Origin of the sequence: Nitrosopumilus ureiphilus (assembly GCF_013407185.1) — an archaeon.
Classification (GTDB): domain Archaea; phylum Thermoproteota; class Nitrososphaeria; order Nitrososphaerales; family Nitrosopumilaceae; genus Nitrosopumilus; species Nitrosopumilus ureiphilus.
This window is the reverse complement of record NZ_CP026995.1, coordinates 2,093,019-2,106,287: the sequence shown is the minus strand read 5'-3', so window position 1 is coordinate 2,106,287 and position 13,269 is coordinate 2,093,019. Positions and strand designations below refer to the sequence as shown.

Sequence of the window (13,269 nt, the reverse complement as noted above, 5' to 3'; positions counted from 1 at the left end):
TTTTTAAAAAATTCACGCCTACATTCTAAATTTAATGTAAGATTGTTCTTCTGCGCATTGAGCACTAATTTCTTCAATCGAATTATCATTTTTTACTGTAACAATCCAATCTTGATTTTTTGGCGCATCTGAATATCTCAGCGTTACAGCTGCAGCAAATTCTACATGAGATTTTGCATTCTTGCCACGTAAAATTGAAACTGGTCCTAGATGATCTCTTGCTTCAAGTAAAATATCTCCAGGCAACGCAATTGCTTTGATCATTTCATTTTCATCTTTATTTCTTCCAACAACAAATTTTGTTTCTTCATCTAATCTGAAATGTCTACCAATTTTTAACAAATCAATATCATTAATCGTCGGAGTTTCAACATGTTCAAACAAATCTTTTGCTTTAATTCCAAATTGCGGCTCTGTTAACAGACAGCCGCCACCTGCATTAGGCGGATTTTCAATCTCATATTTCTTTGCCATATCTAGTTGATTTCGTCTTGTTCTTCCTTTTATCATACCAAGATTTTCTCTTTTAATCAATCCTTCTTTTTCAGGATCTGTTTCTGGAAGTAATCCAGCTGATAATGGTCTTACAATTTTTCCAACTAGGCCTGATTCTTTTTCAATAATTCTTAATGCAGGTGCATGTTGACTCATTGGACGTTGTCCTAATACTTCACCAGATATGATAAACTCTGCACCAATTTCTTCCATGTGTTTTTTTGCAGCATCAAACATCATAGTTCTGCAATCAACACACGGATTAAAACCGGCACCAATTCCATGTTTTGGATGTTTTAACATCTCAATGTATTCGTCACCAAGATAAACAGTCTTTAAATTAACATTTAGTTCATCAGCCCTTTCTCTAATTTCAAATCCACATCCTCTTCCGCAATCAAAATCACAAAATGGCGTTTTTATTGCAACAGCTGAAACATCAAAACCTTGTTCTTGCATCATACGTACTGCAAGTTGACTATCTAGACCACCTGAAAGTAATGCAACAACTTTTTTCTTTTCTTTTTCTTCTGTCACAGCGATCAAATTTAATTTTCCATATACAAACTTTACATCATACATAAATTGAGAATAAGAGCGTTATTCTTGTATGAAACAGCGAAGAAAAAATCTTCTAAAGTTTGCTCAAAAGATCGACTGTGATACACTAGTAACATTTGAGCCTGAAAATTTGTTTTACATGACTGGATTTTGGGGTGAAGCGATTGGATTGTTAGAAAAAAACGGCAAAACTACCATTATTGCTCCAGAGTTAGAAGTAGACAGAGCACGAGAAGAATCTGAAGACTGTGATGTAATTGCAGCAGAACGTGGAATTGGTTTGATTCCATCTCTAATTCAAAAAATCAAAAAAAATCAGGTTTGTACTGATTGTCAAAACTATTCTATAATGATGTCTCTGAAAAAATCCATTCCAAAAATTAAACCATCGACAGAACCATTTTATAATTCACGTATAATCAAAGATGAAAAAGAAATCCAAATTCTCAAAAAAGCATCTAAAATAATAGATGAAATGTTCAATATTTGCTCAAAAAAGATGAAAGTAGGTCAAAAAGAATCTGAATTACAAACAATTTTGATGACATATGCAATGGAACAAGAAATGTTTGACACTGGCTACAAATCTACACTCAATCCACTAATTATTGCTGGAGGTCCAAATGGTGCACTCCCTCATGCACAAGTTACACAAAGAAAATTCAAAAAAGGTGATTTGGTTGTAATTGATCTTACATTACGATACAAAGGATATGTCTCTGATGCAACTAGAACATTTGCACTTGGGAAAATTTCACAACAAGCAAATGAAGCATATGAAATTGTTAAAGAATCACAAAAACTTGGATTAAAAGCTGTAAAACCTAATGTGGATTGTAAAGATATAGATTTTGCTTGCAGAAAATACATTGAAGAAAAAAATTATGGAAAATACTTTATTCATTCTACTGGTCACGGAATTGGATTAGAAGTACATGAACTTCCAACTATTTCTTACAGAAGTGAAACAAAATTACAAAAGAATATGGCGATTACTGTTGAACCTGGAATATATATTAAAAATAAATTTGGAATTCGCATAGAAGATTCATTGATAGTAAAAGAGAAACCTATTGTAATGCACAAATTTACTAAGAATTTGGTCCAAATTTGAGCCTAATCATAAAAATTTACTAAATCAATAATATGTTTTGAATCTTGATTGTTTGTTATAATTTTTCCTAAACTTTTATCTACATTCCAATCGTAATTCAATTCACCTTTGTATGATTTGAAATTTAATACTATGTTGTATTCTTCATCATTTAATTTCGAGACAGTTAAATCAACTACAGTTTTTTTATTATCATAAATTTTCTCATCAGGATATTCTTCACTAATTTTGTTTGAAATTGCATCCATTACAGTTAAACCAGATCCATTTGGTCCGTTATAATCCATCAAAATGTCCAGAACCTGTCTTTCTTCAGATGTAAGTTCTGGAAAACTACTTTCAAGATCTCCTTTTGTTAATTCAGGAATTACAAATATTACAAACATTGCAATTATAGCAAGATAGATCGGGGCTCTTTTCTTAAGAAATGCTTTAAAATCATTCTTTTTTGGCTTTTCCTCTTTTTTCTTGTTTTCTTTTACCATTCTTATTTCCTGAATCCTAGTATTTTGCAGTCAAAATTAAAACTTGCCAAGGAAATAGAATTTCTCCATTTTTCTTTGTATATTGAGATGTTTTATCTTTTACAACTTGTTTCAATTCTTCTCTTTTTGAATATTCTAATTCATTTAGTTTCTCTTTTAGTGGCTTTGCTATGTATTTGATATAATTTTTCCAATAATCCTCAAATTTTCCAGGACTGTAATGAAAAATAAATTCTTTAACTGAAATTTTTGAAAAACCTGCCTTGCTAATTTCTGCTTTTAATGCAGATTTTGTACCAAATCTATCAAGATTTGGAGAACCAGGTGGTACATAATCTGGAATGAATTTAATTACTGAGTCTAAAATATTGCTAAAAAATGGAACTTTTTCTCTACTACCATGAACTGATATGCCAATTTTACCTGATTTTTTAAGGCTATTTTTCATATTTTTTAGTGCTTTATTGGCATTGGGAAAGAAAAACAACGCATACTGACATGTGATAATATCAAATTTTTTTGAAAAACTAAAATTTTCTGCATCTATATTTAAAAAATCTAATTTTGATTTTTTATCATTCCATTTTTTTGCAATTTTAATTGCTGTACTAGAAGTATCAGCGCCTACAACATATCCTAAACTTCCTACTCTTTTCCTAATTTCTTTTGTAACAACACCAGTACCACATGCAACATCTAATACAAAATCTCCTTTGTTAATATCTACTAGTTCTATCAATTTGGAGGTACTTTGAAATGGTCCTTCATTAACACTTGCCCATCTTTTATGATAACGTGGTGCAACTTCATTCCATATTATCATGTTTCTTTTTTTATATTCAAGTGATTCTGGATTTAACAACTTTAGACTAATTCCTTTAAATCTGATTTTAATGTTCTTCCTGTTTCATGAAAATATCTATGTTCAATTTCTTTTAACATTTCTTCAATTTTAAAAATATCTGCATGTTTCTTTTTCTCTCTAAACTCTTTGTACTGTGATATTAATTTTTTTAACTCAGAGTTTTTCATTTTAGTTTCTGTTCAATTTCTTTTTTGATTAATTTTACAATCTTTTCTTTTTTCTTCCATCCTGATGATGTGATTTTTTTATTATCAATAATTAAGATCTGATTGTAATTAGGATTCTTTTGATATTTACTTCCAATATCATTTGCAATCATAATGTCTGCATCAACATCTTTTAGCTTTTTTTGAGCTGATTTGATTAAAGCACTTTTTGAAATGTTTGATTCTGCTTTGAATCCAACTAGTAGTGCATCTTTTTGAAATTTTCTGACCTGTTCAATGATTTTTGGTGCCTTTTTGAGCCTAATTGTCAGGGATTTTTTATCACTTTTAATTTTGGATTTAAATACATTTTCCGGTGTGTAATCTGAAGCAGCTGCTGCCATAATCACAACATCAAATTTTTTCTTTAGCTCATTTTTAGTTGCATCAAGCATTTCTTTACTTGTTTTTACATTTATTATTTTAGCACCCTTGGGAGGTTTTTCATTTCCTGGCCCATAAACAATAGTAACTTTAGCTCCTGCAGAAATTAATTGAGATGCTAAAAGCACTCCAGTTTTTCCGGAGCTAAGATTTGTTATTACTCTTATCGGATCAATGAACTCTAATGTAGGGCCTGCAGTCATTAGTACTTTTTTATTTTTCAATATTGATGTGAATCCAAATTTTTTTAATACAATATCTAAAACATCTTCCGGTTCTGGAGCTTTTGCTTTTCCTTCAACCATTTGTGGACTAAGAAATTGAATTTTATTTTTTAGAAATTCAATATTTTTTTTAACTGCTGAATTATCATACATTGATTCATGCATAGCCAAACACATTAGAATTGGAATCTTTGAACCAAATCCCACAGTAAGTACTGTTGATACAGGGGTATCATCTATTCCATTTGCAAGTTTTCCTAGTGTGTTTGCTGTTGCAGGATATACAATTACTAAATCTGATTGTTTATAATCTGCTAATTTGATATGTTCTAATTCACCAGTGAGTTTTGTTATAACTTCATTTCCAGTAGCCCATTTAAAATAATCTGGTTGTATCAATTTTGTAACTGCATTACTTGCAACACACGTGACATCAGCACCATGTCTCATCAATAATCTGGCTAATTCAATTGCTTTGTATGCTGCAACACTTCCTGCAACACAAAGAACTATTTTTTTATCTATAAGCTCCACACCTTTTGAAGAAACAATATCAAGTGACGGGTGATCTTTTTTCTTAACTACCAATTTGCTCACGTAATTTTTTCAATTCATCTTCCTCCATAGAAAACCAATTTTCTTCTGCAGGAAATGTGCCTGAAATAACATCATTTTTGTAATCTTCAAGCGATTTCACTATATCTTCAGATAAATGCATGTATCTTTTAGCAAATTTGGGTTTGATTTTATCATACATTCCAAGTAAATCTTGAACAACTAGAACTTGTCCATCACATCCTACACCTGAACCAATTCCAATAATTGGTACACTGACTGTTTGAGAAATTATTTCTGCTACTTCATGACTAACCATTTCTAGTGCAATACTAAACACTCCTGCCTTTTCAAGCTCTTTTGCATCTTCAATTAACTTCATTGCAGTATCTTTTGTTTTTCCTTGAACTTTGTATCCTTGTGAAAGCATTGTTGTTTGTGGTTGCAATCCAATATGGCCCATAACTGGAATTCCCACATCAACAATAGCACTAATTGTTTCAGCCATAATCGAACCGCCTTCAAGCTTTACTGCATCAGCTCCTGACTTGATTAGCTTTCCTGAATTACTAATCGCATCTTCTATACTAGCTTGATATGACATAAATGGTAAATCTGATACTAGTAATGCATTTTTTCTAGCTCTGCTAACTGCTTCTGTAAACATACACATTTGATCCATTGTTACAGGAATTGTATTCTCATAACCGAGCATTACCATTCCTGCGCTGTCTCCAACTAAAAGTACATCAATCCCTGCTTTATCACACAATGATGCCAAAGTGTAATCATAACTTGTAATTACTGAAATCTTTTTCTTTTCTTTTTTCATTTTTAGAATATCTAATATTGATCTATGCAATCTTTACACCTCTTGTTAGATTTTCTTTTATTTCAAGTATGTTTTCTGAAAGATTTTTTTTATTATCAAAATTATCAATTATTTTTCTAAGTAACGTATTGTTTTTTTTAGATAATTTCTTTGATTCATCTATTAGTAAATTAATTGCTCGTGTTACATTATCTACAATTGTTATATTTGCAGTTTGTGAGGTTCTTGAAAGAGGATTAAGATCAAACGTTATGACTATTTTTCCCGCTTTTCTTAGTGCTATGGTTCTATCACCGTCTTCTAATGGTACTAACACAACATCTGCTGCAAAAATTCCATTTTTATCAACTATTCTTCTTGCAGAGTCTATTCCAAGTAATTTTGTAGATGTATTGGGATTTAAACCTAAAATCTCTTTTGCACCAGATTTTTTGAGTGTCTTTGTGATTGCCTGCTTTCTCATTTTATTTGCATAAAACAAATTTACTTCAAGTTTAGCCTTGATCTGCTTTGATAGTTTAACAATTTCTTTAGGGCATAGTGCTGCAATATTTCCATTAACTGAGATGACAGGCCTTTCTGCTATAAGAAGTTGTGCTGCTGCAGCCCTAATTGCATTTTTTGCAGGTTTTCCAGTTTTCTCTCCTAATAGATAATCAAAAGCCTCACCTCTACCTTGAGCAAGTAATCCTTCTTTTGCAACTAATCCATTATCAAATCCTTTCACAAGTTTCTCTCGAATAAATAATGATTTAGCTCTTGGATGTGATTTTGGAATTAATGACATATGATTTCAATTAATTAAAAAGAACTCGTGCTCCTTGATCATCTAACTCTGATTTTATAATTGATCCTTCGGGATATTTCTGTAAAATCTCTAAAACATCATTTTCTTTTTCTTTAGGAATCATTGAAAAAACTGTTTCACCAAATAACGCAATTCCACATTTGATATCCTTTTGAGATAATTCATCAACTAATTTTTGCATTCTTGGAGTCATAACATCAACATATTTTGCAAATTCTAAAGACATATCTTGAAAATGTTCATAGTTTTTTGATTCTAGTAATTTGTTTACCATTTTTCCACCAAGACCATTGATTTGAGGTAAACGTTCTTTGATGAATTTATTGGTAGAAATTGGAGAAAAACATATCATCATAATTACAATTTTATCTGTAATTATTTTTTCAACACTTCCAATTCCAGGTGCTCCTGCCTTGACACGAATTTCAAAACCTCCATGATATGATGCTAAAACATCTCCGAGCCCTGTTTTACAATTTACTTCTGCATTATGTGCTATTTGTCCAATTTTTATTTTATCTAATTTAGTATTAAGAGCTTGATCCAATGCATAAGATAGTGATAAAGCAACAGCACTGCTAGAACCTAAACCATATCCTACTGGAATCAATATTTCATGTTCAATATCAAAAAATTTATCAGAAAATTCTCCAAGCTTTAGGAATTCATTTAACACATACTCTGACACATCTGTTTTATCTGATTGATATCCCTTTGCTATAATACAAAAATTTGATTGCTGATCATTTTTTGTATCGATTTTTACTCTAGTTGTAACGCCTTGTTTAATTGAAAAACCTGCTCCCATAGATCCTAAATTTTCTAAATTCCTTTGAGGATCCTCTAAATGGGCTTTAAAAAAACCTGTGATGTGAGCGGGACAAAATGCCTTAGCCTCCATTAATCTCAGTTTAAATTTTACACAAAATATAAGAATATGGTTTAAATTAATTAAATTAGTATAAATTGACTAAATTCATTCGACGCCTACAAAAAATAGGAAGCACCATCCTAGTATCACTTCCAAAAGAATGGATTGATGCTAATAATCTGGATAAAAGCAGTCAAGTTGAACTTGAAACTGGACATGATAGTATCTCAATATCTCTAAACAAAGAATCACGTCCAACAAAAGAACTTGTAATATCTTATCCGCTACCAAAAGAAGAAAACATAGTAGCAGACATTACAGGAGCTTATCTTTTAGGATATGATGTATTCAAGATTAATTCTAAATCCAGTATACCGGGAGAAGATAGAGAAAAAATACGTAATTCAATGAGAAGATTAGTAGGGATGGAAATTATTGAAGAAGATGCATCTCATATCAACATGCAATTTCTTTTAGATGCAACAACTCTTGATCCTGAAAAAATTCTAAAAAGAATGAGTTCAATTGCACTTGGAATGTATGATGATGCATCAAAAGGATTAACTTTAGAAGATAAATCTAATTTAGAAACATTATCAAAACGTGATGTTGAAGTAAATCGACAATATTTTTTATTGGTTCGTTTAATTCGTAGTGCACTTGTTGATAAAAAATTAGCTAATGCATTTAATTTAGAAAATATTGATGTGCTTGATTATAGAATTGCAGCAAATCTTCTTGAAAATGCAGGTGATTCTATTGTTGAACTTTCAAATTTTATTTACAATTCATCGTTATCCCAAGAACATTCAAAAAAGATTTTTGATATAGTGAAAGATTTTAGTATACTTGCAGAAAAATCTATTAATGCATTTACAAAACCTGATAGACTCTTAGCTATTGAAGCAATATCATTGCATAAAAAATATGAACAAAATCTTAGTAAATTAAGAACTACATTAGGAAATAAAAAACAAATTCCAATTGAATTTCTTGATTTAGTATATATGTATGAAAAAATTGCACAATCTTGGGCTGATGTTGCAGATCTCGTAAAACCAATTTATAATAAATAAATAATTAGTAAAGTTTCTTTTTAGCAGCATATGTCAAAACAGCACATATTGTTTTTGAATCTTGAATTTTTCCAGTTTTGATTAATTTTAACAATTTTTTCAAATCCATTTTTACAACCGATAAAATCTCATCATCATCTAGCTTCAAATCAGCAATTTTCTTCAATCCTGAGGCTATAAAACAGTGAATTACCTCTGTGTTATAACCAATTGATGGATAGTATGTAATAAGAGGAATCATCTTTTTTGCTCTATATCCAGTTTCTTCTTCCAACTCCCTGAATGCACATTTTACTGACTCTTCCCTTTTTTCTAACGTTCCTGCAGGAATTTCTAAAATATATCCATGAGGAAATCTATGTTGCTTGACAAGAATAACCTTTTTTTCTTCATCAAAGGCAAGCATTGCTGCAGCACCTCGATGTTCTATTATTTCACGTTTTACTTTTCTTCCTTCTATTTTTCCATCATAAACACTAAGACCTAAAATTTTTCCTTCATAGATCTTCCTTTTCTTCATTCTAAATCTTAGAATTTGTTATTATTTAATTTGTTTGATATGTTAGATGTAATTTAGAGGACTGCTTAAAATCTTTAATAGCTTTTTCTAACCATTTGATATAAAATGAAATTCTCTTTGGAATAAACAAATCTGCTGATTTTACATTTTTAACTGTTCTAACTTTTTGTGTTATTTCATCCATTTTGAAAATATTATTACTATACATAAACAAAACAATTTGATTTTTAGCAATAAATGGAATTTGCAAATACGATTTAGAAAATATCTTATTCATATTTTGTAATGTTTCTTTAAGATCTCCATCTATCCAAGTGAGTATTGCATGAGGAATATAATTCTCAATTTTTGTGGGGTCATAAATTATTGTAAACTGAACTCCGTCATTTTCTTGTAATTTTTCAATGCATCTGGTAATTGTTTTTGTTGACAAATTTGCATTTTTAGCAATTTTTTCAATTCTTGCTCTAGGATCTTTGATTAATTCTTCAAGAATTTCTAAATCAGTTTTTGTAAGATTTGCATTAAATCCTGGATTCTCTGCCTCAAAAATTGATAAAACTCTAACATCTTTCATCAATTTATTTGCAAGCTGAATTTTTTGCTTCATGTTCTCTTTTACTACAATACTGCAAACAGTAATTCCACCTACACATGGCACAACAAAAAATGGTTTACCTACAAGACTTATCTGATCTAAAATTTCATTAATGTTTTCACCTGACACAACAAAATACAAAACTCCATAACCCAATACTGGGGGTTCAACTTTTATGAAAAATTCTTCAATAATCTTTCTTTCTTCCATTTTTTTAATTCTAGCACGTACTGCTCCGCCAGAAATTCCTAGCTCTATTCCTATTTGCCTATCTGATTCTCTGCAATTGTTTAGCAGCCTGCTTAGAATTTTCATATCTAAATTGTCCATTATATCACCTAGACCAACTCAATAAAATATGAAATCAACTAATATGATATAAAACTGTCTATAATGTTAGCATTACACATCAAATATATTAAATATTAGACTATTTTACTGATTTTGTGGAATATAGGTTACGATTAGCAAAAAGGATGCTTTTTAACAAAAAGGGTAGTTTGATTGGTGCAGTATTAGCAGTAACCATTGGAATTTTAGTTATTCATGTAAACTTTGTAATTTTTCAGGGACTCTTTGATGCAATAGTTAGAGATATCAGTGATTATCGAAATGGTGACATTCTTGTCACTGATGATGCAGATTTTATCGATAAATCTGACTTGTCTCTTGTAAATTGGTTTGAAAGAATTCCATATGTTGAAGCTGCAACACCGCGGCTTTCATCGACGGCAGAAATGAATATGACTAAAAATGGAAAATTAATTGAGGAAACTAGAGTTCCTATTGTTGGAGTTGATCCATTTAGAGACATTCTTGCATCTACAGTAGCTCAAACTGTTAAAGAAGGATCTTATGTTTTCTCTAGAAATTCTATTGTATTAGGATCAAATGTTGCAAGAGATCTTGGAGGAGCTCAAGTTGGGGATAGCGTTAAAGTTCTAGTAGTTGATAGATATGGTCAAGATCAAATTAAAAGATTTACAGTTTCTGGAATTGCCCAATCACCTGGTGGTCAAGGATTTGATTATACTGCTGTAGTGCATATTGATACTTTACGTGATATGATGAATAGACATGGTGATTCGGGATCAGTTATAGTGAAACTCAATGATCCATCAAAGGCATTTGAAGTAAAAGAATTCTTTTTGCGATCATTTCCAAACGATGATTTTATTGCAGAAACAATTGAAGAATCAGCAGAACAACAACTAGCTGGTTTTAGATCCGGTATTGCCATGATTAACATGATTGGATATTTTGGAATGATGTCATCAGCATTTGCAATTGTTACGATTCAGATGATGCTAGTAAATGGCAAAACTAGAGAGATTGGTGTTATGAGGGCAATAGGAGCTAGAAGAAAAGATATTCTGATAATTTTTATTTTCCAAGGAATGATAATTGGAGCAATAGGAGCTGGAGTGGGGACTGCAGCAGGATTAGGCTATACATTTTATGCAAAGGAAACAAAAATGTCATTTAATAATAGTCTTCCTCTTGAAGTATCATATAATTGGGAAAAAATTATTCAAACTGCATTAACATCATTTGCCTTGGCAATTATTGCATCATTGTATCCGTCTTATAGAGCAACAAAATTGTTACCAGTGGAGGCGATGAGAACTGTCTAAGGCTCTAGAAATAAACAATCTAACCAAAATTTATGGTGAAGGAGAAAATAGAGTAAAGGCTCTTGATAATGTTTCATTTTCAATTGAAAAAGGAGAAATCGTCCTCATTGTTGGAAGCTCAGGTTCTGGAAAATCCACATTACTTAACATGATTGGATTATTAGATCGTCCTACAAATGGAAAAATTTTCATTGATGGAATTGATACTACAATACTTGATGACAATAACATTTCATCATTTAGAAATAAAAAATTAGGATTTATTTTCCAATTTTCAAATTTGCTAACTGATCTCTCAGTTTTAGAAAATATTATGTTACCAAGACAAATTGCAGGAACAAATCACGCTGCAGAAAAAGATGCAAGAGATTTACTCAAGGCTGTTGGATTAGAAGACCAAATGACTAAACGTGCAAATAAAATTTCTGGCGGACAATCTCAAAGAGTAGCTATAGCTAGAGGATTAATCAACAAACCTTCAATTGTTTTAGCTGATGAACCAACTGGAAATCTTGACTCTGTCACATCAGAAACTATAGTTCAATTAATGAAATCAATGGCAAAAAAACTCAATCAAACTTTCATTATAGTTACTCACGATAGACAACATTTTGGTGATGTTGACAAAGTAATTACTATAAAAGATGGCAGAGCATTTGAAGGTGATCAACCATCGGAAATGGAGGTTATTGCATGATGATTCTAAAGATATTGTTTGTACTATTTGTGATTGGATTGATGCCTTTTATTTTTGAAAACTCTTATGCTCAAATAAAATCTGGTGGATTTGGTGATTCCCCATTTGAGAGAGACTATGGTGATGTCAAATTTTTAGATGCTTATTTTGGTACAATTAATGAAAAAATCGAAATTGAAGGAGGAGATAGTAATGTTCCATTTACAGTAGTATTTGCAAATGTAGGAACACAAGATATTACGGGAATTCGTGGACAATTATCCTTGCCATTAGGATTCTCAGCATCTGATGGCCCAGGTTCAATTATTTTTGCTGATAGTGATTCTAATTCTTTGGCTGGTGAAAATTTCTATCTTACATTTTTTGTGAATCTAGATAAAAATGTGAAAATTCAACAGTATCCCGGAACCGTTAAAGTAGATTATTCTAGATTACGTGAGTCTGGAGTGAGAACTGCTTTTGCTGACTTTAATTTTAAAATCACAGGCGATAGTATAATTAATGTTAGAGCACTAGAACCATTTCTCACATCCCTAAAAACTAATAATGTTACAATTGAAATTTCAAATGATGGAACTGCTCCAATTTCTGGTGTAGATGTTGTTGCTACGAACACCCAAACAGAGCTTGCATCTACATCATCATCTACTACAAACGTTGAAAATGTAGTTATTTTAGAATCCAATTGGGATATTGGACAAATTAATCCTAAAACTTCAAAATATCTTACAGCAACTGTTTATGTTCCAGAAGGACTAAAAGGTGATACCTTACGAATTCCATTATCTATTTCATATTATAATCCACATGGTGATCTAAAAGTGATCTCAAAAATTGTTGATTTTTACATTAAAGGATTAATCGTTCTTACAGTTTTCAATGTAGATGTAATTGAATTATCTGGAACCCAAATGGTAGTTGGTGAAATTATTAACGAAGGAAATCAGGATGGACTGTTTGGATTTGTAACTCTTAAAGCTCGTGGTGATTCTAATATTGTTTCCAATACTCAATTTATTGATGAAATTGAAGTTGATGCGCCTGTTCCATTTAATGTTCCAATAGAATTTGATGGTGAACCAAGATATGGAGAACATGAAATTACAATTACTGTAAGATACAAAGACAGTATTAGAGATGAGATATTTTTAACACATGATGCAACCATCTTTGTAAAAGAACCAACAAATGACAATGAGGGTGGCCACGATTCAACCATGATTATCATTCCAATTGTTTTAGCAATTGGTGCTGGAATCTACATTATTCGTAGACGTAAAAAAGCCAAAATTGAGGTAAATTAGAGATTAATTTTTAATCCTATTCGAAGAATCAAGGTCAGTT

General features: G+C 31.0%; 15 protein-coding genes. 5 read left to right on the top strand and 10 right to left on the bottom strand.

Going from position 1 to position 13,269, the window contains the following annotated elements:
• Positions 1-18: 18 nt before the first annotated feature.
• Positions 19-1,032 carry a tRNA (5-methylaminomethyl-2-thiouridylate)-methyltransferase gene (locus C5F50_RS12560; protein ID WP_218843334.1) on the bottom strand — a complete coding sequence of 338 codons (1,014 nt, stop codon included), beginning with the start codon at positions 1,030-1,032 and terminating at the stop codon, positions 19-21.
• Between the two features lie 73 nt (positions 1,033-1,105).
• Between C5F50_RS12560 and C5F50_RS12555 the strand changes: the two genes are divergently transcribed.
• Positions 1,106-2,170, top strand: a complete 1,065-nt coding sequence (locus C5F50_RS12555) for a M24 family metallopeptidase (protein WP_179371630.1) — start codon at positions 1,106-1,108, stop codon at positions 2,168-2,170.
• Between the two features lie 2 nt (positions 2,171-2,172).
• On the opposite strand, the gene C5F50_RS12550 is transcribed toward C5F50_RS12555, so the two are convergent.
• Genes C5F50_RS12550 through C5F50_RS12520 form a run of 7 tightly spaced genes read right to left on the bottom strand, consistent with a single transcriptional unit; the run spans position 2,173 to position 7,430 of the window.
• Positions 2,173-2,655, bottom strand: coding sequence for a hypothetical protein (locus tag C5F50_RS12550; RefSeq protein ID WP_179371629.1), 483 nt, complete (start codon positions 2,653-2,655; stop codon positions 2,173-2,175).
• Between the two features lie 16 nt (positions 2,656-2,671).
• Complete coding sequence (locus C5F50_RS12545; RefSeq protein ID WP_246282074.1) at positions 2,672-3,517, bottom strand: methyltransferase domain-containing protein; 846 nt, start codon at positions 3,515-3,517, stop codon at positions 2,672-2,674.
• Between the two features lie 2 nt (positions 3,518-3,519).
• The gene (locus C5F50_RS12540) at positions 3,520-3,687 is read right to left on the bottom strand and encodes a hypothetical protein (protein WP_179371628.1); all 168 of its coding nucleotides are present in this window, start codon (positions 3,685-3,687) and stop codon (positions 3,520-3,522) included.
• On the bottom strand, positions 3,684-4,922 hold the full coding sequence (coaBC, locus tag C5F50_RS12535) for a bifunctional phosphopantothenoylcysteine decarboxylase/phosphopantothenate--cysteine ligase CoaBC (protein WP_179373032.1): 1,239 nt from the start codon (positions 4,920-4,922) through the stop codon (positions 3,684-3,686). Before coaBC ends, C5F50_RS12540 begins: the two co-directional genes overlap by 4 nt.
• A complete protein-coding gene (gene panB / locus C5F50_RS12530; RefSeq protein ID WP_179371627.1) occupies positions 4,912-5,751 on the bottom strand; it encodes a 3-methyl-2-oxobutanoate hydroxymethyltransferase in 840 nt (279 codons plus the stop codon). The genes coaBC and panB overlap by 11 nt, the downstream gene beginning before the upstream one ends.
• Positions 5,744-6,508, bottom strand: coding sequence for a 4-phosphopantoate--beta-alanine ligase (locus C5F50_RS12525; RefSeq protein ID WP_179371626.1), 765 nt, complete (start codon positions 6,506-6,508; stop codon positions 5,744-5,746). The genes panB and C5F50_RS12525 overlap by 8 nt, the downstream gene beginning before the upstream one ends.
• A 10-nt stretch (positions 6,509-6,518) precedes the next feature.
• Positions 6,519-7,430, bottom strand: coding sequence for a pantoate kinase (locus C5F50_RS12520; protein WP_179371625.1), 912 nt, complete (start codon positions 7,428-7,430; stop codon positions 6,519-6,521).
• A 65-nt stretch (positions 7,431-7,495) separates the two neighbouring features.
• Between C5F50_RS12520 and C5F50_RS12515 the strand changes: the two genes are divergently transcribed.
• Positions 7,496-8,476: an AbrB/MazE/SpoVT family DNA-binding domain-containing protein gene (locus tag C5F50_RS12515; protein WP_179371624.1), complete on the top strand. Its 981-nt coding sequence runs from the start codon at positions 7,496-7,498 to the stop codon at positions 8,474-8,476.
• Positions 8,477-8,480: 4 nt separating this feature from the next.
• Here the strand turns inward: C5F50_RS12515 and C5F50_RS12510 are convergent, their stop codons facing one another.
• Together C5F50_RS12510 and C5F50_RS12505 are read right to left on the bottom strand one after the other, a co-directional pair.
• Positions 8,481-8,996, bottom strand: a complete 516-nt coding sequence (locus tag C5F50_RS12510; protein WP_179371623.1) for an NUDIX hydrolase — start codon at positions 8,994-8,996, stop codon at positions 8,481-8,483.
• A 25-nt stretch (positions 8,997-9,021) separates the two neighbouring features.
• Complete coding sequence (locus C5F50_RS12505) at positions 9,022-9,924, bottom strand: AsnC family transcriptional regulator (protein WP_179371622.1); 903 nt, start codon at positions 9,922-9,924, stop codon at positions 9,022-9,024.
• A gap of 146 nt (positions 9,925-10,070) precedes the next feature.
• Here C5F50_RS12505 and C5F50_RS12500 point away from each other — a divergent pair, with 146 nt between their 5' ends.
• The 3 genes from C5F50_RS12500 to C5F50_RS12490 all read left to right on the top strand — a co-directional run bounded on the left by C5F50_RS12500 (position 10,071) and on the right by C5F50_RS12490 (position 13,229).
• A complete protein-coding gene (locus C5F50_RS12500; RefSeq protein WP_179373031.1) occupies positions 10,071-11,228 on the top strand; it encodes an ABC transporter permease in 1,158 nt (385 codons plus the stop codon).
• 106 nt (positions 11,229-11,334) lie between these two features.
• The gene (locus C5F50_RS12495; RefSeq protein ID WP_246282228.1) at positions 11,335-11,925 is read left to right on the top strand and encodes an ABC transporter ATP-binding protein; all 591 of its coding nucleotides are present in this window, start codon (positions 11,335-11,337) and stop codon (positions 11,923-11,925) included.
• Positions 11,925-13,229, top strand: coding sequence for a COG1361 S-layer family protein (locus C5F50_RS12490; RefSeq protein ID WP_179373029.1), 1,305 nt, complete (start codon positions 11,925-11,927; stop codon positions 13,227-13,229). Before C5F50_RS12495 ends, C5F50_RS12490 begins: the two co-directional genes overlap by 1 nt.
• Positions 13,230-13,269: the final 40 nt, after the last annotated feature.